The 20,164-nt window shown below is 62.7% G+C and carries 18 protein-coding genes; 8 read left to right on the plus strand and 10 right to left on the minus strand.

Translation table 11 applies throughout. The annotated features are described in order from the left end of the window. Nucleotides 1-233: 233 nt before the first annotated feature. Both VM94_RS15675 and VM94_RS15680 read right to left on the minus strand, forming a co-directional pair. Nucleotides 234-1,226 (minus strand): FecR domain-containing protein, encoded by a 993-nt coding sequence (locus tag VM94_RS15675; RefSeq protein WP_046684245.1) that lies wholly within the window; start codon nt 1,224-1,226, stop codon nt 234-236. Further along, nucleotides 1,223-1,732, minus strand: coding sequence for a sigma-70 family RNA polymerase sigma factor (locus VM94_RS15680; protein WP_046684246.1), 510 nt, complete (start codon nt 1,730-1,732; stop codon nt 1,223-1,225). Before VM94_RS15680 ends, VM94_RS15675 begins: the two co-directional genes overlap by 4 nt. A 239-nt stretch (nt 1,733-1,971) precedes the next feature. Here VM94_RS15680 and ffh point away from each other — a divergent pair, with 239 nt between their 5' ends. Continuing rightward, a complete protein-coding gene (ffh, locus tag VM94_RS15685) occupies nt 1,972-3,339 on the plus strand; it encodes a signal recognition particle protein (RefSeq protein WP_034746567.1) in 1,368 nt (455 codons plus the stop codon). A gap of 430 nt (nt 3,340-3,769) precedes the next feature. Next, nucleotides 3,770-4,165 (plus strand): SWIB/MDM2 domain-containing protein, encoded by a 396-nt coding sequence (locus VM94_RS27820; protein ID WP_071653383.1) that lies wholly within the window; start codon nt 3,770-3,772, stop codon nt 4,163-4,165. Between the two features lie 154 nt (nt 4,166-4,319). Here VM94_RS27820 and VM94_RS15695 read toward each other — a convergent pair whose 3' ends face one another. Both VM94_RS15695 and VM94_RS15700 read right to left on the minus strand, forming a co-directional pair. Continuing rightward, entirely contained in the window at nt 4,320-4,937 is a 618-nt protein-coding gene (locus tag VM94_RS15695; RefSeq protein WP_046684247.1) for a lytic transglycosylase domain-containing protein, read from the minus strand. Continuing rightward, complete coding sequence (locus VM94_RS15700; RefSeq protein WP_046684248.1) at nt 4,934-6,673, minus strand: proline--tRNA ligase; 1,740 nt, start codon at nt 6,671-6,673, stop codon at nt 4,934-4,936. Before VM94_RS15700 ends, VM94_RS15695 begins: the two co-directional genes overlap by 4 nt. A gap of 204 nt (nt 6,674-6,877) precedes the next feature. On the opposite strand from VM94_RS15700, the gene VM94_RS15705 reads away from it, so the two are divergent. Then, complete coding sequence (locus VM94_RS15705; RefSeq protein ID WP_034746553.1) at nt 6,878-7,510, plus strand: RNA pyrophosphohydrolase; 633 nt, start codon at nt 6,878-6,880, stop codon at nt 7,508-7,510. Nucleotides 7,511-7,610: 100 nt separating this feature from the next. On the opposite strand, the gene mqo is transcribed toward VM94_RS15705, so the two are convergent. Then, entirely contained in the window at nt 7,611-9,209 is a 1,599-nt protein-coding gene (gene mqo, locus VM94_RS15710; protein ID WP_052755781.1) for a malate dehydrogenase (quinone), read from the minus strand. Between the two features lie 443 nt (nt 9,210-9,652). On the opposite strand from mqo, the gene VM94_RS15715 reads away from it, so the two are divergent. Further along, on the plus strand, nt 9,653-10,075 hold the full coding sequence (locus tag VM94_RS15715; protein WP_034746547.1) for a DUF1841 family protein: 423 nt from the start codon (nt 9,653-9,655) through the stop codon (nt 10,073-10,075). Here the strand turns inward: VM94_RS15715 and VM94_RS15720 are convergent. From VM94_RS15720 to nirK, 3 genes are read right to left on the minus strand one after another with little or no spacing between them, the layout of a single operon-like run. Next, a complete protein-coding gene (locus tag VM94_RS15720) occupies nt 10,072-12,351 on the minus strand; it encodes a nitric-oxide reductase large subunit (RefSeq protein ID WP_046684250.1) in 2,280 nt (759 codons plus the stop codon). The genes VM94_RS15715 and VM94_RS15720 overlap by 4 nt on opposite strands. Nucleotides 12,352-12,365: 14 nt before the next feature. Continuing rightward, a complete protein-coding gene (gene ytfE, locus VM94_RS15725; protein WP_046684251.1) occupies nt 12,366-13,043 on the minus strand; it encodes an iron-sulfur cluster repair protein YtfE in 678 nt (225 codons plus the stop codon). 29 nt (nt 13,044-13,072) lie between these two features. Then, nucleotides 13,073-14,557 carry a copper-containing nitrite reductase gene (gene nirK / locus VM94_RS15730; RefSeq protein ID WP_046684252.1) on the minus strand — a complete coding sequence of 495 codons (1,485 nt, stop codon included), beginning with the start codon at nt 14,555-14,557 and terminating at the stop codon, nt 13,073-13,075. 150 nt (nt 14,558-14,707) lie between these two features. On the opposite strand from nirK, the gene norR reads away from it, so the two are divergent. Then, nucleotides 14,708-16,264, plus strand: a complete 1,557-nt coding sequence (norR, locus tag VM94_RS15735) for a nitric oxide reductase transcriptional regulator NorR (protein ID WP_046684253.1) — start codon at nt 14,708-14,710, stop codon at nt 16,262-16,264. 14 nt (nt 16,265-16,278) lie between these two features. On the opposite strand, the gene VM94_RS15740 is transcribed toward norR, so the two are convergent. Further along, a complete protein-coding gene (locus VM94_RS15740; RefSeq protein ID WP_046684637.1) occupies nt 16,279-16,620 on the minus strand; it encodes a c-type cytochrome in 342 nt (113 codons plus the stop codon). Nucleotides 16,621-16,634: 14 nt separating this feature from the next. Beyond that, entirely contained in the window at nt 16,635-16,964 is a 330-nt protein-coding gene (locus tag VM94_RS15745) for a c-type cytochrome (protein WP_046684254.1), read from the minus strand. Nucleotides 16,965-17,197: 233 nt separating this feature from the next. Between VM94_RS15745 and VM94_RS15750 the strand changes: the two genes are divergently transcribed. Genes VM94_RS15750 through VM94_RS15760 form a run of 3 tightly spaced genes read left to right on the plus strand, consistent with a single transcriptional unit; the run spans nt 17,198 to nt 19,878 of the window. Beyond that, a complete protein-coding gene (locus tag VM94_RS15750; protein ID WP_034746522.1) occupies nt 17,198-18,067 on the plus strand; it encodes an AAA family ATPase in 870 nt (289 codons plus the stop codon). A 9-nt stretch (nt 18,068-18,076) separates the two neighbouring features. Beyond that, the gene (locus tag VM94_RS15755) at nt 18,077-18,715 is read left to right on the plus strand and encodes a GNAT family N-acetyltransferase (protein ID WP_034746520.1); all 639 of its coding nucleotides are present in this window, start codon (nt 18,077-18,079) and stop codon (nt 18,713-18,715) included. Beyond that, nucleotides 18,709-19,878 carry a vWA domain-containing protein gene (locus VM94_RS15760; RefSeq protein WP_046684255.1) on the plus strand — a complete coding sequence of 390 codons (1,170 nt, stop codon included), beginning with the start codon at nt 18,709-18,711 and terminating at the stop codon, nt 19,876-19,878. Before VM94_RS15755 ends, VM94_RS15760 begins: the two co-directional genes overlap by 7 nt. The last annotated feature ends 286 nt before the right edge of the window (nt 19,879-20,164 follow it).

The raw sequence follows: 20,164 nt of genomic DNA on the forward strand, positions 1-20,164 counted from the left end.
GGCGCCTGCTGCGCGATGGCCGGCAGGCTGGCGGCCAGGCACAGGGCCGCCGCCGCTTGCGCCAACGGACGCAATGCGGAGTGAGGTGATGGCAAACTGACAAAATTCAAAGCGTGCGACATGCAAGTTCCTGATAGTGGCGTCATCAGACGGTGAAAAACAGGCGCCCTACTCTGTAGGTGCCACGAAAACGAAAAACGGGCAGTCCGACTGCAAATATTTTTTGTGGAGTACTACGGGGCCGGTTCGACCGTCACCCAGTAGCGCGTGCGGCTACGCACCTGCACCGGCAGCGAGTCCGGCAGCATGTTCAAAATGCGCTGCGTGTCAGCCAGCGGGAACACACCCGACAGGCGCAGCTGGGCCACCTGCGGCGAGCAATCGATCACGCCGGGGCGGTAGCGGGCCAGGTCGGCCAGGAAATCGCCCAGGGTCACGTCGTCGACGATCAGCTGCCCGCGCGACCAGGCGTCCGCATAGGCACCGATGGCGTGCGGCGCGTCCAGCGCCTTGCGGGAAAATGCCACGCCGCGCCCGGCCGCCAGCAGCAACGGCGCGCCGTCGCCGTCGCGGGGATGGATTTCAACGGCGCTTTCAAACACGTCGACCGTGCTGTAGTCATCTTGCTGGCGCACGGCAAAACGCGTGCCCAGCGCGCGCACCAGGCCTTCGCGCGTGGCCACTTCCAGCGGCGCGCCGCTGCCGGCGCCATGGCCGCTGGTGACGAGGATCTCGCCGGCCAGCAGCTCGATCCGGCGGCGGCTGGCGTCGAAACGCACGTTCACGGCCGATCCCGTATTCAGGCTGAGCACACTGCCATCGTCCAGCGCCACCTCGCACCGCTCGCCCGTGGCCGTGCGGTAGTCGGCGCGCAGGGTGCGCACGCCATCCCAGGCATCCGTCTGCGCGGCCAGCATGCCGCCGCCGGCCGCCACGCCCAGCCACGCCAGCAACTGGCGCCGCTTGCCGTTGACGGTTTTCTGCTCCGTACCGGCCAGCGCCTGCGCGGCCGCACCGCGGTGCAAGCCGTTGAAGCGCTGCGACACGGCCTCGATATGCCGCCAGGCCCGCTCATGTTCCGGGTCGGCCTCGCGCCAGCGCTGCCATGCGGCGTGCTGCGCCGCGTCCATCTCGCCCGACATCAGCATGGTCAGCCACTCGGCCGCCTGCTGCTGCACGTCCTCGCGGATGGCCGCCGGAGCCGTGGGTCCCGCCACCTTGCTCATGCCGGCAGCGAGAAAAACACCTGGCGGTTGGCACGCGTCAGGTATTGCTTGACCGAGCTGGCCGACACCTCCAGGCGCGCGGCGATCTCGGCATAGCTGAGACCTTCGAGCTGCGCCAGCAGGAACGCCGTGCGCACGGGCCCGGGCAAGCCGTCGAGGGCCTGGTCGATTTCCTGCAAGGCTTCCAGCGCCAGCAACCGCTCTTCCGGCGCGGGCGCCACGTCGGGCGGCAGGCAAGCGAGCGCTTCCAGATAAGCGTCTTCCAGCACTTGCCGGCGGTAGCGGTGCGCCACCAGGCGCCGCGCGATAGTGGCCAGGAAAGGCCGCGCTTCGCGGATCTGCGGCGCGGCATCGGCCGTCAGCACGCTGATGAAGGTGTCTTGCGCCAAGTCCGCCGCATCGCCCGCATTGCCCAGCTTATGCCGCAGCCAGCCCTGCAGCCAGCCGTGATGGCTGCTGTAGAGCGCGTGCAGGTCTTGTTGCTGTGCAAAATCGGCGGCCGACATGGCATCCCTTTCCGCCCGGGCGTGCGGCGCCCGAGAATGTAAATAAGAATTATTCTCATTCTAACCGCGTTACTGCCATTCATGCAATCGCGGCATTGCCAGAAATACCAACTAATTCAAACGCCGGCCAACCGCCAGGCGGTGCAGCGCGGGACCGCCAGCCACCCGCGATGGGTTAAAATGGCGCCCATCGTCCGGCTTTCGCCGCCCACTCCCAAGCTTTTCATTGCAGGTTCATCATGCTAGATAATCTCACCCAACGGCTTGCCAAAGTCGTCAAGACCATGCGCGGCGAGGCGCGCCTGACCGAAGCGAACACCGCCGACATGCTGCGCGAAGTGCGCCTGGCGCTGCTCGAAGCCGACGTCGCCCTGCCCGCCGTGCGCGAATTCATCGCCAAAGTCAAAGAAAAAGCCATGGGCGAGGATGTCATTTCCTCGCTCACGCCAGGCCAGGCCCTGGTGGGCGTGGTGCAGCGCGAGCTGGCCGCCCTGATGGGCGCCGACCTGGGACCGGAAGCGTCGCAGATCAGCTTTGCGCAACAGCCGCCCGCCATCATCCTGATGGCCGGTTTGCAGGGTGTGGGTAAAACCACCACCGTCGGCAAGCTGGCTAAATACCTGAAGGAAGAAAAGAAGAAGAAAGTGCTGACCGTCTCGGCCGACGTGTACCGTCCCGCCGCGATCGCCCAGCTGCAATCGGTCACCGCCCAGGTGGGCGCCGACTTCTTCCCGTCCACCAGCACGGACAAGCCGGTCGATATCGCCCTGGCAGCGCTGGACTGGGCGAAAAAGCATTACCACGACGTGCTGATCATCGATACGGCGGGCCGTCTCGGTATCGACGAAGAGATGATGCGCGAAATCGCCGCCGTCCACGGCGCCGTGAAACCGATCGAAACCCTGTTTGTCGTCGACGCCATGCTGGGCCAGGACGCCATCAACACGGCCAAAGCCTTTAACGATGCGCTGCCGCTGACCGGTATCGTGCTGACCAAGCTCGATGGCGATGCGCGCGGCGGTGCGGCCCTGTCCGTGCGCCACATCACGGGCAAACCGATCAAGTTTGCCGGTGTCTCGGAAAAACTCGACGGCCTGGAAGCGTTCGACCCGACCCGCATGGCCAACCGGATCCTGGGCATGGGCGACATCCTCGCCCTAGTGGAAGAGGCGCGCAAGGGCGTCGACAGCAAGGCGGCGGCCGACCTGGCGCAGAAGATCAAGGTCGGCGGCAAGTTCGACATGAACGACTTCAAGGCGCAACTGGGCCAGATGAAGAAAATGGGTGGCATGGCCAACCTGATGGACAAGCTGCCGGCCCAGTTCCAGCAGGCGGCAGGCGGCAAGAACATGGATCAAGCCGACAAACAGGTGCGCCGCATGTGCGGCATCATCGATTCGATGACGCCGCAGGAACGCGCCAAGCCTGAACTGATCAAGGCCACGCGCAAGCGCCGCATCGCCGCCGGCGCCGGCGTGCAAGTGCAGGAAGTAAACCGCATGCTGACGCAATTCGAGCAAATGCAGACGATGATGAAGAAATTGTCGGGCGGCGGCATGATGAAGATGATGCGCAGTATGAAAGGCATGATGCCGGGAATGAGGTAAGGCTTCAAAATCCGCTGCGCGGTGGTCTTTGCGGCCGGCGATGCTCACCGTACTTTAGTACGGTTGCGCTTCTCGGCCACAAATACCATCCGCTCGCTGTGATTTTGAAGGCCTTTTTTACGCCGCGTGAGGCGTAGTTCAAGTCAAAAAACATCGTTCTAAATAATGCCGGATTGCATTTTCATGTGTCCGGCATCACTCTTCCCTCCCTCCGCAGCACCCCTCCCCGCATAGCCAGCAACCATGCCATTTAGGGGCAAAAACGCCGTTCTGCGCTCCCAAGCGGTGCGCCCGGGCGACAGCATGGCCATTTCCCTGCTTTTTCCTCGTGAAAACGTGAAAAACACTTGCATACAAGGTAAATCCACACCAATATTAGCCGTGCGATTAATTGCGCAATTTCCCATGTGTTTGTTAAGGAGGCTCGAAGATGGCAACAGCCAAAAAAACCCCAGTAGCAGCGCCAGCCAAAGCAGCAGCAGCCAAGCCTGCAGCCGCCAAGAAAGCAGCACCCGCAGCCAAGGCAGCAGCTAAACCAGCAGCGGCGAAGAAAGCGGCAGCACCGGCAACACCACGCAAGCCAAACGCAGCATTCATGAAAGCAATGACGCCATCGAAAGAGCTGGCCGCCGTTGTTGGCGCAGCACCACTGCCGCGCACGGAAGTGACCAAAAAGGTATGGGATTACATCAAAAAACTCGATCTGCAAGATCCGGCCAACCGCCGCATGATCAATGCGGACGACAAGCTGAAAGCAGTTTTCGGCGGCAAAGCCCAAGTCTCCATGTTTGAAATGACCAAACTGATCTCCGATCATTTGAAATAATCAGATACGCACAGGGCGTCTACGCCGTGTGAGTGCCCCGCCGCATCCGCGAGCGGGGCATTTTTTTTGGGGCTGCCATTTGCCCGGGGTCAGACCCTCAACACCGTTAACACAGAGCTCTGCGCCAACGCTGCCTGGGGTCCGACCCCAGCCTTCATTTGAATTCCCACTGCCGCCAAGCCGCCCTGACCGCATTCGGATACTCGGCACGCCCCCGGCTGCCGTTGTACCGCCCCAGCGCCAGGTATAAATCCCCTCGTTCCATATCCAGATACATGCGCAGGATAGCGCAGCCGTAGCGCAGATTCGTCTGCATGTGGAACAGCTTGCTGCGGTCATGGTCGCCGATGACGCCCGTCCAGAACGGCATCACCTGCATGTAGCCGCGCGCGCCAGCCAGCGAGACGGCGTATTTGCGGTAGGCCGACTCGACCTGGATCAGGCCCAGCACGAGGGCCGGCTCCAGGCCCGCGCGGCGCGATTCGTACCATACGGTTTCCAGGAATTCCGTGCGCAGCTGGGCGTCCGGCAGCTTGCGCTGCAGGCGTTGCGACATCTGCGCCAGCCATTGCTGGTAGCGCTGCAAGTCGGCGGGCGTGGCAAATTTGGGTTGCGGCGGGCGTTCGTCGCGGATCGCATGCGACAGGGCCAGGCGGACGGAGTCGGCCAGCGCCTCCTCCTTCTGGTTGCCAGCCTGCGCCGGAGAGACGCAGGCCAGGCAGGCGGCCAGCGCGAGCGCGCCAGCCGTCTTGCTTACTGATAGGCGCTTCACTGCGCCATTTGGCCCTGGATGAAGGCGACGATCTCGTCCGGCGCCACACCGGTCGCTTCCGCATCGCGGCGGCCCTGGTATTCCAGCTTGCCTTCTTTCAGGCCGCGCTCGCCGATGACGATGCGGTGCGGCACGCCGATCAGTTCCCAGTCGGCGAACATGGCACCTGGACGCAAGCCGCGGTCGTCGACGATGACGTCCACGCCAGCGCCTTGCAGGGCTGCGTACAGCTTCTCCGTCTCTTCCTTGACCAGTTCGCTGCGGTCCATGCCCATCGGGCACAGCACGACCTCGAACGGCGCGATCGACGCTGGCCAGATGATGCCCTTGTCGTCGAAGTTCTGTTCGATGGCGGCGCCCAGGATGCGCGTCACGCCGATACCGTAGCAGCCCATCTGCAGCGGCGCAGGCTTGCCGTTTTCATCGAGGAAGGTAGCTTTCATGCTTTCCGAGTACGCCGTACCCAGCTGGAACACGTGGCCCACCTCGATGCCGCGTTCGATGGCCAGCGCGCCCTGGCCGTCCGGCGAAGCGTCGCCGGCGACGACGTTGCGCAAGTCGGCCACGATGGCAGGCTCGGCCACGTCACGGCCCCAGTTGGCGCCCGTGTAGTGGAAACCGGCGTCATTCGCGCCGCACACGAAGTCGCTCATGTGGGCAACCGTGCGGTCCGCCACCACGGTGACGGGGGCTTTCGTGCTGATCGGGCCCAGGTAACCGGGAATCGTGCCGTAGACTTCCAGGATTTCCGCTTCCGTCGAGAAACGGTGACCGGCCAGGCCGGCAACTTTGCCCACCTTGATCTCGTTCAATTCATGGTCGCCGCGCAGCAGCAACATGAAATGCTGTTTCGTGACTTTCTCGTCCTTGCCCGTCGTTTCCACGGTCAGGGCGATGGTTTTCACGGTGCGCGACAGCTCGATACCCAGCAGGGCAGCCACGGTTTCGCACTTGACGGTGTCCGGCGTAGCCGTTTTCGTCAGTGCCTGGACGGCAGCCGGGCGCTCGCCCGCTGGCGGCAGCGCTTCGGCCGCTTCCATGTTGGCCGCGTAGTCGGACGTCGGGCAGTACACGAGCGCGTCTTCGCCCGTGTGGGCGATGACGTGGAATTCATGCGAACCGGAACCGCCGATGGCGCCGTTGTCGGCTGCCACGGCGCGGAATTTCAGGCCGAAGCGCGTGAAGATGCGCGTGTAGGCGTCAAACATGACCTTGTACGACGCTTGCATGCCGGCCAGGTCGCGGTCGAACGAATAGGCGTCTTTCATCGTGAATTCGCGGCCGCGCATCAGGCCGAAGCGCGGGCGGCGCTCATCGCGGAACTTGGTCTGGATGTGATAAAAATTCAACGGCAGCTGGCGGTAGGACTTGATTTCCGTGCGCACGACGTCCGTGATGACTTCTTCCGACGTCGGCTGGATCGCGTATTCGCGGCCGTGGCGGTCTTTCACGCGCATCAGTTCGTCGCCCATCTTGGTCCAGCGGCCCGTCTCTTGCCACAGTTCGGCTGGCTGCACGAGCGGCATCAGCAGTTCGATACCGGCGGCTTTGTTCATCTCGTCACGGATGATGGCTTCCACCTTGCGGATCACGCGCAAGCCCATCGGCATGTAGGTATAGATGCCGGAACCGAGGCGTTTGATCATGCCTGCACGCATCATCAATTGGTGGCTGACGATTTCCGCGTCAGAAGGTGCATCTTTAAGTGTGGAAATAAAAAAACGGGAGGCGCGCATAACGGTGAATTCTTTTTAAAAAGAGAGGGTTATAATCAACCTAATTTTAAAGGATTAGCTGGCTGATGCGTCCATACTTTACACAAATGCGCTCAATTGGTGCGATTCCGGCGCTTTTCGCACCCCGAAAAGGTCACCGGCTTGCGAAGTTGTGGGTAATTATGTAAAAAAAGACGCACTGTCGCAGAAAGTTTGAGGTGCATTATGCTCGACCGTGAAGGGTTTCGGCCCAACGTCGGCATCATCCTGCTAAACGCCCAGAACGAGGTGTGGTGGGGCAAGCGGGTGCGCGAGCACTCATGGCAGTTTCCGCAAGGCGGTATCAAATATGGCGAAACACCGGAACAAGCCATGTTTCGCGAACTTGAAGAGGAAATCGGACTCAGACAGGAACACGTCAAAATTGTCGGCCGCACCCGCGACTGGCTGCGCTATGAAGTGCCAGACCACTTCATCAAGCGCGAGATTCGCGGCCATTACCGTGGCCAGAAGCAGATTTGGTTTCTGCTGAGAATGTGCGCGCGCGATAACGACGTCAATCTGCGCCTGACCGACCATCCCGAGTTCGACGCCTGGCGCTGGCATGAATACTGGGTCCCGCTCGATGTCGTCATTGAATTTAAACGCGATGTTTACCAGCGCGCCTTGCAGGAGCTGTCCCGCTTCCTGACCTGGCCCGTGCATGGCAACGCACAGCAAGCGCACCGCCACACATCGCGCTACCTGCGCCAGCCCCATGCGCCACGGGCGCAGGACGGTACGGCTGTGGCCAAGCCTTGCGACGGCATCGCCGCCGAAGGGTGTACGCCGGAGCTGATTCTACCGGGCAAGGAGTAGTCCGCCGCAATGAACGCACTCTCCCACGCAAAAGGGGCAGCCTGAACAGGCTGCCCCTTTTTTCATGCCGGCAGGAAACTTCCCTGCCGGTCAGGCTGGCTTAGTTTGCTGCCGGCGCTGGCGCAGCGGCGGGAACGTCCAGGGTGATCGCTTTCAAGCCCAGGATATTGCTGCTGTAGTGGCGGATCTTGTTGGCCAGGGCAGGGTCGTTGTTCAGCTTTTGGCCGTACGACGGCACCATTTCCACCATCTTCGCTTGCCATTCCGGTGTTGCCAGACGGCTCTTGAATGCCGTTTGCAGCACCTTGATCATGATCGGCGGCGCGGTCGAAGCGCCTGGCGATGCACCCAGCAGGGCGACGATGCTGCCATCGGCGGCGCCGACGACTTCCGTGCCGAACTGCAGCAAGCCGCCTTTGACAGGGTCATCCTTGACGATCTGCACGCGCTGGCCGGCGTTTTGCAAGGTCCAGTCTTCCATCTTGGCGTTCGGCAAGTATTCGCGCAGGGTTTTCAAACGGTCTTCCGGCGTGTTCATGACCTGTTCCACCAGGTATTTCGTCAACGGAATATTGTCGTAGCCGGCTTGCAGCATCGGTTTCACGTTGCCCGTGCCGATCGAGGCAGGCAAGTCGATCCACGAACCGTTTTTCAGGAACTTGGTCGAGAAGGTGGCAAACGGGCCAAACAGCAAGGCTTTCTTGCCATCGATGATGCGCGTGTCCAGATGCGGTACGGACATCGGCGGCGAACCGACGGACGCCTTGCCGTAGACCTTGGCCGCATGCGCCGCTACCAGTTCCGGATTGGTGGTCACCAGCCATTGGCCGCCCACCGGCACGCCGCCGTAGCCCTTGGCTTCAGGAATGCCCGATTTTTCCAGCAGCGGCAGCGAACCGCCGCCGGCGCCGATGAAGACGAACTTGGCGCGCATGGTTTTTTCCTTGCCGGCGGCCAGGTCTTTCACCGTGACGTTCCACACGCCGTCGGCGCCGCGCTGGATGTTTTCCACCTGGTGGCGCAGGTGCAGGACCATGCCGTGGCTGTCCGTCAGGTATTTCACGAGACCGCGCGTGAGGTTGCCGAAATTGACATCGGTACCGATTTCCATGCGCGTCGCCGCCACTTTCTGGCCCTTGTCACGGCCTTGCATGACGAGTGGCGCCCATTGCTCGATCTGCGCCTGGTCTTCCGAGAACAGCATGCCCTTGAACAGGTTTTCCTTTTGCAGCGCGGCATAGCGCTTCTTCAAAAAGGAAATATTGTCGTCGCCCCAGACAAAAGCCATGTGCGGCACGTTGTTGATGAAGGTTTGCGGCGCGCCCAGGTGCTTGTTGGCCACCTGATAGGCCCAGAATTGCTTGGAAATTTCGAATTGCTCGTTGATGGCAACGGCTTTCTTGGTCTCGATGCTGCCATCGGCCGCTTCCGGCGTGTAGTTCAGTTCGGCAAACGCCGAGTGGCCCGTGCCCGCGTTGTTCATCGCGTCCGAGCTTTCGGCGGCCACGGAATCGAGGCGCTCGACCATTTCCATCGTCAGCGACGGGTCGAGTTCCTTGAGCATGCTGCCCAGGGTAGCGCTCATGGTGCCGGCGCCGATCAGCAGCACGTCGACCGGTTTTTCGGACGAGGCCGGAGGGGTCTTGTTACATGCCGCCAGGATCAGGCACGACATCAAAAGTAATAGCGATTTACGCATACGTAACTCCGTTTATGAATACTGAAGGATGATTCTTGCGCGCCACCGTGGCGGCACCATCGCTGCATGGAATGCAAACAGCCAGCCAGCCGGAACGCCAGGGCGGCCGGACAGGTCAAGGTCGATGGTGATAGGCATGCTGCCGCGCTCCGGGATAAGCCAGGAGCAAGATCTGGTGGCAAAAGTGCGGGCAATGGAAACAGGGGAATGGCAATAAAATCGCCGTCATGTCCAGTGCAAATATCAAGAGCGGCGATTTTATCACCGTTATTTGGCGCCGCCGGGCCGTGGCGGTAGTGGATAATACTTACTGCAGGGTATTAAATTTCGGTGACTATCGGGTCATGAAAGCGGACGCCAGACGGCAAAAAGGGCATCCTCGATGCCCTTCGTTGACGTACGCGGTACAATGCCGGCTGCCCTATAGCCATAGTCATTCAGCCATGTTCAACCCCTCTTCCGACGACGTGCGCCGCTTCTTTTGCGACACCTTGCGCAAGCACCGCGCCCATGAAATCCTCACGCCGATGGAAGCCATCGCGCTCGACTGGATACTCGAACACCCAGAGTATGAAAACGAGCTCTCCGACGTCGAAGCGGCGCTGGCGCGCGACTACTCCGTCGAAGGGGGCCAGGCCAACCCGTTCCTGCACCTGTCCATGCATCTGTCGATCACGGAGCAGGTGCAGGTGGACCAGCCGCGCGGCATCCGCCCGGCCGTCCAGCAACTGACCCAGCGCCTCGATTCGGCCCATGCGGCCCAGCACGAAGTGATGGAATGCCTGGGCCAGATGATCTGGGCTTCACAGCGCTCGGGCTTGCCGCCGGATACTGAAGCCTACATCGACTGCGTCCGCAGGCGTTAACCGGGCCGCACCGCCTGCGGCTGCAGTACAGGCGCTTTCGGCGCCTTGTCCAGCAACCCCAGCACCACCTGCAGCGCCATGGCGATGGCGCCGCCGATGAAGACCACGTCGCCAAAGGTACGTATCCAGCGCAGGTTCTGCAGCAGCGGCTGCTGCATGAACGCTTCGCTGCGCGCATACCACAGGCCTTCCGTCACGCTGGCGTGGAACTGGATGATGCCTATCGGCAGCAAGCTGGTAAAGATCATCAGCACCAAGCCCATATTCAAGCCCCAGAACGCCGTCTTCATCAAGGCAGGGCTGAAACGGTAGTCGGGACGCAGATAGCGCAGCACCAGCAAGGTAAAGCCCAGCGCCAGGAAACCGTACACGCCGAACAGCGCCGCATGCGCATGCACGGGGGTCGTGTTCAAGCCCTGGATATAGTACAAGGCGACGGGCGGATTGATCATGAAGCCCAGCACGCCGGCGCCCAGCATATTCCAGAAGGCGACGGCGACAAAGCACATCATGGGCCAGCGCAGGTTTTCCATCCATGGCGCGCGTTCCTTCAGGCGCCAGTTTTCCCACGCTTCATGGCCCAGCACGATCAGCGGCACCACTTCCAGCGCACTGAAGCTCGCGCCGATGGCCATCACGGGCGTGGTGGTGCCGGCGAAGTACAGGTGGTGGAAAGTGCCGGGTATCCCGCCCAGCATGAACAGCGAGGCAGAGGCCAGGCTGGCCGCCGTGGCCATGCGCACCGACACCAGGCCCAGGGTCGAGAAGATGAAGGCCAGCGCCGTCGTGGCGAAGACTTCGAAGAAACCCTCCACCCACAGGTGCACCACCCACCAGCGCCAGTACTCCATCACGGACAGGTGCGTGCGCTCGCCGTAGAACAGGCCGGCGCCATAGAACAGGCCGATGGCGCCCACGGATGCGGTCAGCAGCGCCAGCAGGTTTTTGTCGCCGCCCGGCTTGCGCAGGGCCGGCACGACGCCGCGCAGCATCAGCACGAGCCACAGCAAAATGCCGATGTATTTGCCGATCTGCCACAAGCGCCCCAGGTCCACATATTCATAGCCCTGGTGGCCCAGCCAGAAATTCCACTCGGGCGGCATCACTTGCGCAATGGCCAGGTAGTTGCCGATGAAGGAGCCGACGACGACGGCGACAAGAGCCCAGAACAGCACGTCGACACCGAGGCGCTGCCACTTGGGGTCCTTGCCGCCATTGATCAGCGGCGCGAGGAACAGGCCGGCGGCCAGGAAGCCCGTGGCGATCCAGAACAGCGCGGCCTGGATATGCCAGGTGCGCGTGAGCGCATACGGGAACCAGCGCGACACGTCGATGCCGTAGAACTGCTGCCCTTCCACCGTGTAGTGCGCCGTGAAGCCGCCGATGAAGACCTGGAAGATGAACAGCGCCACCACGAGGAACAGATATTTCCCCAGTCCCCGCTGCGAAGGCGTCAGCGCGAACGTGGTGAGCGGGTCGCGCGGACCGGCCGCCGGCAGCGCTTCGTCATGGTCGCGCAAGAAGGCCCAGCCCCAGACGAGGAAGCCCACGCCGGCCAGCAGCACCACCACGCTGGCGACCGACCAGACGAGGTTTTCGCCGCTGGGCTGGTTGCCGATCAGCGGTTCGTGCGGCCAGTTGTTCGTATAGGTCACTTTCTGGCCCGGACGTTCGGTGGCGGCAGCCCACGCCGTCCAGAAGAAGAATTGCGTCATCTGCGCGCGCCGCTCGGCGCTGGGCAGGGTGTTTTCCTTCATGGCGAAATGCTCGCGGCTTTTTTGCAGCGCCGGCGCGTCGGAGAACAGCTGGTCGTAATAATGCGCCGTGTTGGCGATCGCTTGCACGCGGCGCGGCGACAGGCGCAGCACTTGCGCATCATCGGTCCGGTTGCCCCGGTATTCGAGCTTGAGCGCTTCGCGCAGCGCCGCCTGTGCGGGGCCGTCGAGCGCCGCGTAGGCCTTGCCATGCTGCTCTTGCGCAGCCAGTTCCAGCCAGGCCGTCAGTTCGCGGTGCAGCCAGTCGGCCGTCCAGTCGGGCGCCTGGTAGGCGCCGTGGCCCCAGATGGAACCGAGCTGCATGCCGCCGACGGATTGCCAGGCCGTCTGGCCATCGAGGATGCCCTCGCGGTCGAACAGCTGCCGGCCATCCTGCGCCAGCACTTGCGCAGGGATGGGCGGCGCCTGCCGGTAGACTTCCGTGCCGTAGTAGCCAAGCAGCGAAAACGTCACGATCAGCACACCGATCAGGGTGAACCAGAGTTTTTTGTATTGCCCCATGGGTCTTTCCTTTGTCAGTGCACCACGGCCGGCGCAAAGCGCTCGAACAGGATATTATTTTCAGTATGGATATGCGCCATCAGGTCTTCGCGGAAGGTGCGCAAGCCCGTGTACAGCGCGCGCCAGGTGGTGCAGGCGCCGCCAGGTGCGGTGATATCGTTCGTCATTTCCTCCATCGCGCGCAAGGCCACGCCGTGGTCGTCGTGCTCCATGCGCATCACGTTGATGGGCGCGCCGGCCCGGGAGCCCTGGCCGCGCACGATCATGGGAAACAGCACGTCTTCTTCCTTGCGCATATGGCTTTCCAGCTCCTGCGCCATGGCCGACAGGTGTTCCGCCAGCCCGTGCGGACAGTCGGCACGGTCGCCATGCACCTGCTCGACCTTGCGTGCCAGGCGTATCAGCTCGGGCAGCTGCTCGCGGTGCACGGCGTGGTAGCGCGACAGGATATGTTCCACCAGTTCCGTGGCCGAAGCCTCCTGCCAGTCACGCTCGCCGCTGGCGTCAGCCCGCCCTGCCAGCAGTTGCAGTTCCTTGACGATGGGCGCCGTGTCCACGCCGGCCGCTTCGGCCGCCGCGCGCAGGGTCTTGTTGCCACCGCAGCAGAAATCCAGGCGGTGGGCATCGAACAGGCGCGTGGCGCCGGGGATGCGGCGGGCCAGTTGGCCCAGGGATAGCTCGATCATTTCCATAATGGTTCCTTGAGGATGAATAGGTAGATTTATTGCACCGCGCCCGCGTGGTAGACGCCGGGTACGGGTTCGCCAGTCACTTCCAGCACGCCCACGGCGCCCTTGCCGGCGCGCGACAGCGCATGGTCGACCAGCAGATAGCTGCCCGGATGCTGTACCTTGAGTTCGACGATGGTCGCGCCGCCCGGCGCCACCAGGGTGGTCTGCACGTCGTGTTTCGGGCTGCTGATCGAGCCTTCGCTGTACACCTTGTCGAAGATCTCGCCGATGATGTGGAACGATGAAATCTTGTTCGGGCCGCCGACGCCGAAATAGATGCGCACCGTCTCGCCCACTTTCGCCTGCAGTTTGTGCGTCTTGCTCAGAGCACCCACTTCACCGTTGAAGACGTAGTAGTCGGGCAGTTCATTGGCCATTTTTTCCAGGTTCGCTTCCTGGTGCACGGGTGCGCCGTGCGGACGGCCCGTGTACATCTCGCCCTGCATCACGTAATACTCGCGGTCGACTTTTGACAGGCCGCCTTCCGGTTCGACCAGGATCATGCCGTACATGCCGGCTGCGATATGCTGCGGCACCAGCGGCGTGGCGCAGTGGTACACATACAGGCCCGGATTGAGCGCCTTGAAAGTGACGGTTTTTTCCTGCCCCGGCGCCACCTGCGTGTGCTGTCCGCCGCCATGGCCGCCCGTCACGGCGTGCAGGTCGATCGAGTGGATCATCTTGCTGTCCTTGGCGTTGAACAGGGTCAGTTCCACCGTGTCGCCCACCTTCGCGCGCAGCATGGGGCCGGGCACTTGCCGGTTGAAGGTCCAGTAGGTAAAACTGGTGCCGTCATCGAGCTTGCCCGGCAGTTCCACCGTCTCCATCCGGTATTTCAGGGTTTGCGGCGCGCGCGCGCCGATGGCGGTCGGCACGGAGGCCGGATTGGCCGCCACGTTGACGGCCGATGGATCGGGGCCGCGCATCGGCGACGGCGCGGGCGTGTACAGGGCCAGCGCGGCGGCCTGGCTCGATTCGCTGGCAGCGCTGCCGGCGCCGGCTGCCTTCGGTGCTCCGGCTTCGGCCAGCGAGGTGCCGCTCACTTCCAGCTTGCCTTCCATGCCGATCTGGCGGTGGCCGGGAATCGAGCAGTAATAGGTGAACGTGCCGGCGCGCGTGACCTTGAAGCGCACGGTGGTGCTGCCGCTGTTGGCGCTGAACTTGGCGGATGCGACGTTCAGTTCCGGGATCAGCAGATCGTGCTCGGCGCCTTCGCCGCTTTTCAGCACCAGTTCCACCGTGTCGCCCACCTTGGCCGCCAGCACGGGGTTGACCTGGCCCTTGGCGTCGATGAACACCATCTTGCCGTCGACGATATTGGTTTGCAGTTCATAGCGCTTGACTGCGGCGGTAGCGGGTTTGACGGCGGTGGCGGCGGCGCTGGCAGGGAGGCTTACCTGGGCTTGCACGGACAGGGGCATGGCCAGCACGCAGACGGCGGCGGCAATGGCGCGGAGGGAGGGAGTCGTTTTCATCAAGCTTTCCTTGGTCTTGTATGCCGGTTCGGCACTCTTACCTAGGCAAACCGTGTGCCAGGAAAAACTTGTTTTAAATCAACGATTTGAAAAATGCAGGGTCGGTATGACCCTCTTTGAGCGTGGTCCGTTGTACCCTGCATGGTACTTATGACCACCACCGCCATCCACCTGCTGCTGCTCACCGACCTGGTCGCCGACCTGCCCGTGGCCGTGCGCCTGCAGCGCCTCGTCGGCAGCCTGCGCGCGCACTTCGGCTGCGAAGCCGTGGCCTTGCTCAAGCTCGATGGCGAGCATTTGCGCCCCGTGGCGATGGTTGGCCTGGCCAGCGACGCGCTGGGACGCCGCTTCGCCGTCGCCGACCATCCGCGCCTGGCCGCCATCCTGCAGCGGCGCGGCGTGCTGTGCTTCCATCACGACAGCTCCCTGCCCGATCCCTACGATGGCCTGATCGCCGAGCGGGCCGGCGAACCGCTGCCCGTGCACGACTGCATGGGCATGGCGCTGGACCTGGAAGGCGAACGCTGGGGCGTGATCACGCTCGACGCGCTGCAGGTGGGCACCTTCGATACGCAGGCGCAGCGCGACCTGGGCGAACTGGCCTGCGCCATCGAGGCGGCCGTGCGCGTGACGCGCCTGGAGACGGAGATCCGCGCCTTGCGCCTGTCGGGCGGCGCCATGCTGGCCGATGCGCAGGCGCCGCGCGAGGAACACGATTTCGTGGGCCAGAGCGGCGCCATCACGCACTTGCTGCACGAATTGCAGATCGTCGCCGATTCCGAACTGCCTGTGCTGCTGCTGGGCGAAACGGGCGTGGGCAAGGAATTGTGCGCGCACCGCCTGCACCGGCTGTCGCGCCGCGCGGGCAAGCCTTTGATCCACGTCAATTGCGCGGCCTTGCCCGAGTCCCTGGCCGAAAGCGAATTGTTCGGCCATGTGCGCGGTGCGTTTTCCGGCGCCGTCAGCGACCGGCCCGGACGCTTCGAGGCGGCCGAAGGGGGCACCCTGTTTCTCGATGAAGTGGGCGAATTGCCATTGTCGATCCAGGCCAAGCTGCTGCGCACCTTGCAAAATGGCGAAATCCAGCGCCTGGGCGCGGACCGGCCGCGCCGGGTCAACGTGCGCGTGATCGCCGCCACCAACCGCAGCTTGCGCGAACATGTGCGCGACGGCTCGTTCCGCGCCGATCTGTATCACCGTTTATCCGTGTATCCCGTGCCGATTCCGCCGCTGCGCGAGCGGGGCAATGATGTGCTGCTGCTGGCGGGCGGCTTCCTGGAACTGAACCGCGCGCGCCTGGGCTTGCGCAGCCTGCGCCTGTCCGCCGCGGCGGAAAACGCCTTGTGCCACTACCGCTGGCCCGGCAATGTGCGCGAACTGGAACATGTGATCAGCCGGGCCGCGCTGAAAGCCGTCATACGCGGCGCGGACCGCAAGGATATCGTGACCCTGGAAACGGATATGCTCGACCTCGATGCGCTGGAAGCGCCGGCCGGCACGGACGCGCTGCCGTTGGCGCCGGCCGCTTGCGGCACGCCGGCGGCGCCGCTGCTATCGATGCATCAGATCGTGGAAGCGAGCCAGCGCCAAGCCATCCGGCAAGCGCTGGTGCTGCATCAGGATAACTGGGCCGCTGCGGCGCGGCAGCTGGGGCTGGACGCCAGCAATCTGCATAAACTTGCTCGCCGGGTGGGGCTGAAAGCCTGAGCCGGCGCTACCGCTCAGCGGTGGGTCACCAGGCTGGTCGGCAAGCTGTGCAGATAGGCGGCCAGGTCCTTGATGTCCTGGTTGCTCAACGGTTTTACCTGGCCCGTCATGATGGCGTTATTGCGGCCGTTGGCCTTGTCGCCCCGTTTATACGCGGTCAGCGCGTGTTCCAGGTAATCCTTGTGCTGGCCTGCCAGCTTCGGGTACGACGGGTCGATGGGCGAGCCGTAATCCTTGCCGTGGCAGGTGGCGCAGCTGTATTTTTCGGCCAGGGCCTTGCCCGTATTGATATTGCCGGCGGCGCTGGCGCCGAACGAGACGGTGGCGCAAACGAGGGCGGCGAGTAGTGTTTTCATCATCTGGCTGGTCCTCAGTTCGGCTTGGCTTGTTGCGCGTAATACGCGGCGACATCGGCGATATCCTGGTCCGACAGGCTGCTGGCGATGCCCTTCATGCTGGGGTGCTTGCGGTCGCCCTTCTTGTAGGCTTGCAGCGCATTCTCGATATATTTTGCCGGCTGGCCGCCGATCATCGGCACCTGGAACACTTCAGGGAAGGTTGCCTTGTAACCGGGGATGCCGTGGCAGCCGATACACATTTCCACCTTGGCAGGGGCTGCCTTGGCGTTTCCTACAATGTCAGCCGCTGTGACGGCATTTGCTATGCCGGCAAGCACGAGAAGTGCAAATATTTTTTTCATAGTGGCAATGTGAACAAAGGTAATCGGAGAAACGCCAGAGCTGGTTTTTATTGATTTTATGTGTTGACAATTAAGGTTGCCAATTAATCTGCTGCTTGCCGATTCTAGCCAAGATATTCTTGCAAGTCCACCTATAAAACCCGCATTGTAGGCAGGCAGGCACAGGCCGTCCGCGTGACGCTGCGCCACAGTTCTGTTTATACTCACCATTTCCCCACTTTGGCAGACCGCTCATGCAAGCACAGCACACCCAGCAAGGCCAACGCTTCGAAGGTTCCGACAGCTACGTCGCCACCGCCGACCTGAAACTGGCCGTGAATGCGGCGCTGACCCTGCAACGCCCGCTGCTGATCAAGGGCGAACCGGGCACGGGCAAGACCATGCTGGCCGAGGAAGTGGCCGCCGCGCTGAACATGCCGCTGATGCAGTGGCATATCAAATCGACCACCAAGGCGCAGCAGGGCCTGTACGAATACGACGCCGTCTCGCGCCTGCGCGATTCGCAGCTGGGCGACGAGCGCGTGCGCGACATCCAGAACTACATCGTCAAGGGCGTGCTGTGGCAGGCGTTCACGGCGCCCGAACCGGTGGTGCTCCTGATCGACGAGATCGACAAGGCCGACATCGAATTCCCGAACGACCTGCTGCGCGAACTAGACCGCATGGAATTCTATGTGTACGAGACGCGCGAAATGGTCACGGCGCGCCACCGTCCGCTCGTCATCATTACCTCGAACAACGAGAAGGAATTGCCGGACGCCTTTTTGCGCCGCTGCTTCTTCCACTACATCAAATTCCCGGACAAGGACACGATGGAGCAGATCGTCGCCGTCCACTACCCGCACCTGAAACAGGAATTGCTGGCGCAGGCGCTGCAAACCTTCTATGAAGTGCGCGACGTGCCGGGCCTGAAGAAAAAGCCGTCGACGTCGGAATTCCTCGACTGGCTGAAACTCCTGCTGGCCGAGGACATTCCCGCCGAAGCGTTACGCAGCAAGGACAACAAGGCCGTCGTGCCGCCGCTGCACGGCGCGCTGCTGAAAAACGAGCAGGATGTGCACCTGTTCGAGCGCCTGATGTTCATGTCGCGCACCAACCGTTAAGGAGCGCCGGTGAACGACATCAGCCCCGACAAAGTCTTCGTCCCCCTGGAACTGCACGGCATCCGCCTCGAAGCGCTGGCGCCGCACCATGCGGCCGGCCTGCGCGCGGCGGCCATGGATGGCGAACTGTGGAATCTGCGCGTCACCTCCGTGCCCGAGCCGGACCAGGTGGACCAGTACATTTTCAAGGGCATCGAGATGCGCCCCACGCGCTTCGCCTTTGCCGTCGTTGACGCGGCCAGCGGCGAGGTGCTCGGCACCACCAGCTACCACGACGTGGTGCCGGCCATCGGGCGCCTGGAAATCGGCTACACCTGGTATGCGAAGCGCTGCCAGCGCAGCCACGTCAATACCACCTGCAAATTGCTGTTGCTGGCGCACGCCTTCGACACGCTCGGCTGCGCGCTGGTGGGCCTGCGCACGGATAATTTCAACCACGCCTCGCAAGCGGCCATCGAACGCCTGGGCGCGAAAAAGGATGGCGTGCTGCGCCACCATGCGCTGCGCCGCGACGGCACCGTGCGCGACACGGTCATGTACAGCATTACGCGCGGCGAGTGGCCCGAGATTGCCGCCCATCTGCGCTACAAGCTGGCGCAGCGCCCCATCGCCGCACTGCCCCGCGCAGGAGAGCGGTCGCCATGCTGATCGATTTCTTCTTCACGCTCAAGGACGCGAAGATTCCCGTCTCGATCAAGGAATTTTTGACCTTGCTTGAGGCGCTGCAAAAGAACGTCATCGACGCCTCGATGGATGATTTTTACTATCTGTCGCGCCTGACCCTGGTCAAGGATGAAGCCCATTTCGACAAGTTCGACCGCGCGTTTGCCCAGTATTTCAAGGGCGTCAACGCGGCCTTCGACACGAACGCGGCGATTCCGCTCGACTGGCTGCTGAAACGCATGCAGCGCGAGCTGTCCGAGGAGCAGAAGGCGCAGCTGGAAAAATTCGGCTACGACAAGCTGATGGATCGCCTGAACGAGCTGCTGAAGGAGCAGAAGGAGCGCCACGAAGGCGGCAGCAAGTGGATCGGCACGGGCGGCACGTCGCCGTTCGGCAATGGCGGCACGAATCCGGAAGGCATCCGCATCGGCGGCAAGGGCGGCAACCGCACGGCCGTGAAAGTGTGGGAAGCGCGCAGCTACAAGGATTACGACGGCGAGCGCGAACTGGGCACGCGCAACATCAAGGTGGCCTTGCGCCGCCTGCGCAAGTTCGCGCGCGAAGGGGCGGAAGACGAACTGGCGCTGGACGCCACCATCGCCGCCACGGCGAACAATGCGGGCTACCTCGACATCAGGATGCGGCCCGAGCGCAAGAACCGCATCAAGGTACTGATGCTGTTGGACGTGGGCGGCAGCATGGATGACCATATCGAGCGCACCGAGGAACTGTTTTCGGCGGCGAAGACGGAATTCAAGAACATGGAGTTCTTTTACTTCCATAACTGCGTCTACGACTACCTGTGGAAGAACAACCGGCGCCGCAACGCCGAGCGTTTTCCCACCTGGGACGTGCTGCGCAAATACCCGCCCGACACCAAGCTGATCTTCGTCGGCGACGCCACCATGAGCCCTTACGAAATCCTGCAGCCGGGCGGCAGCGTCGAATACAACAACGAGGAAGCGGGATCGAGGTGGCTGGCGCGCTTTACCCAGGCGTTCCCGAAATTCATCTGGCTCAATCCGGAATCGGAAGGCTTGTGGCAATACCGCCAGTCCATCGGCGTGATGCGGCAGTTGATGAACAACCGCATGTTCCCCCTGTCGATCGACGGGCTGGAGCGGGGCATGCGCCTGCTCAGTAAATAAAAGCGCCTAACAAAAAGTCCATGGCGGCAGGGGGCCGCCATGCCGTACACTGCGACACGGCACTACCGTGCGGAGCATCTCCGCCGCGGGCGGGTACCATACGCTGATACCAGCCCTGCCCTACCCTGCTGCATCCTGTGCGCGGCCGCCATGGCCGCGACACTGTTCGATTGCGCACATCGTGCGCGCCTTCTGCTCCGGTAGAATCGGCGCATCGCTCTGCGCAAACAATGCACCATCGCTGCACCACGACATAGCCGCGCCAGCCCCCGTGCTGCCGGCCGGT

The sequence above is a fragment of the Janthinobacterium sp. KBS0711 genome (assembly GCF_000988085.1).
Lineage (GTDB): Bacteria > Pseudomonadota > Gammaproteobacteria > Burkholderiales > Burkholderiaceae_D > Janthinobacterium > Janthinobacterium lividum_E.

Excerpts from the sequence above, each read along its gene's own strand:
- VM94_RS15675 (WP_046684245.1), bottom strand. The coding sequence starts at position 1,226 with ATGAGCAAGGTGGCGGGACCCACGGCTCCGGCGGCCATCCGCGAGGAC.
- VM94_RS15680 (WP_046684246.1), bottom strand. The coding sequence starts at position 1,732 with ATGTCGGCCGCCGATTTTGCACAGCAACAAGACCTGCACGCGCTCTAC.
- ffh (WP_034746567.1), top strand. The coding sequence starts at position 1,972 with ATGCTAGATAATCTCACCCAACGGCTTGCCAAAGTCGTCAAGACCATG.
- VM94_RS27820 (WP_071653383.1), top strand. The coding sequence starts at position 3,770 with ATGGCAACAGCCAAAAAAACCCCAGTAGCAGCGCCAGCCAAAGCAGCA.
- VM94_RS15700 (WP_046684248.1), bottom strand. The coding sequence starts at position 6,673 with ATGCGCGCCTCCCGTTTTTTTATTTCCACACTTAAAGATGCACCTTCT.
- VM94_RS15705 (WP_034746553.1), top strand. The coding sequence starts at position 6,878 with ATGCTCGACCGTGAAGGGTTTCGGCCCAACGTCGGCATCATCCTGCTA.
- mqo (WP_052755781.1), bottom strand. The coding sequence starts at position 9,209 with ATGCGTAAATCGCTATTACTTTTGATGTCGTGCCTGATCCTGGCGGCA.
- VM94_RS15715 (WP_034746547.1), top strand. The coding sequence starts at position 9,653 with ATGTTCAACCCCTCTTCCGACGACGTGCGCCGCTTCTTTTGCGACACC.
- VM94_RS15720 (WP_046684250.1), bottom strand. The coding sequence starts at position 12,351 with ATGGGGCAATACAAAAAACTCTGGTTCACCCTGATCGGTGTGCTGATC.
- ytfE (WP_046684251.1), bottom strand. The coding sequence starts at position 13,043 with ATGGAAATGATCGAGCTATCCCTGGGCCAACTGGCCCGCCGCATCCCC.
- nirK (WP_046684252.1), bottom strand. The coding sequence starts at position 14,557 with ATGAAAACGACTCCCTCCCTCCGCGCCATTGCCGCCGCCGTCTGCGTG.
- norR (WP_046684253.1), top strand. The coding sequence starts at position 14,708 with ATGACCACCACCGCCATCCACCTGCTGCTGCTCACCGACCTGGTCGCC.
- VM94_RS15740 (WP_046684637.1), bottom strand. The coding sequence starts at position 16,620 with ATGAAAACACTACTCGCCGCCCTCGTTTGCGCCACCGTCTCGTTCGGC.
- VM94_RS15745 (WP_046684254.1), bottom strand. The coding sequence starts at position 16,964 with ATGAAAAAAATATTTGCACTTCTCGTGCTTGCCGGCATAGCAAATGCC.
- VM94_RS15750 (WP_034746522.1), top strand. The coding sequence starts at position 17,198 with ATGCAAGCACAGCACACCCAGCAAGGCCAACGCTTCGAAGGTTCCGAC.
- VM94_RS15760 (WP_046684255.1), top strand. The coding sequence starts at position 18,709 with ATGCTGATCGATTTCTTCTTCACGCTCAAGGACGCGAAGATTCCCGTC.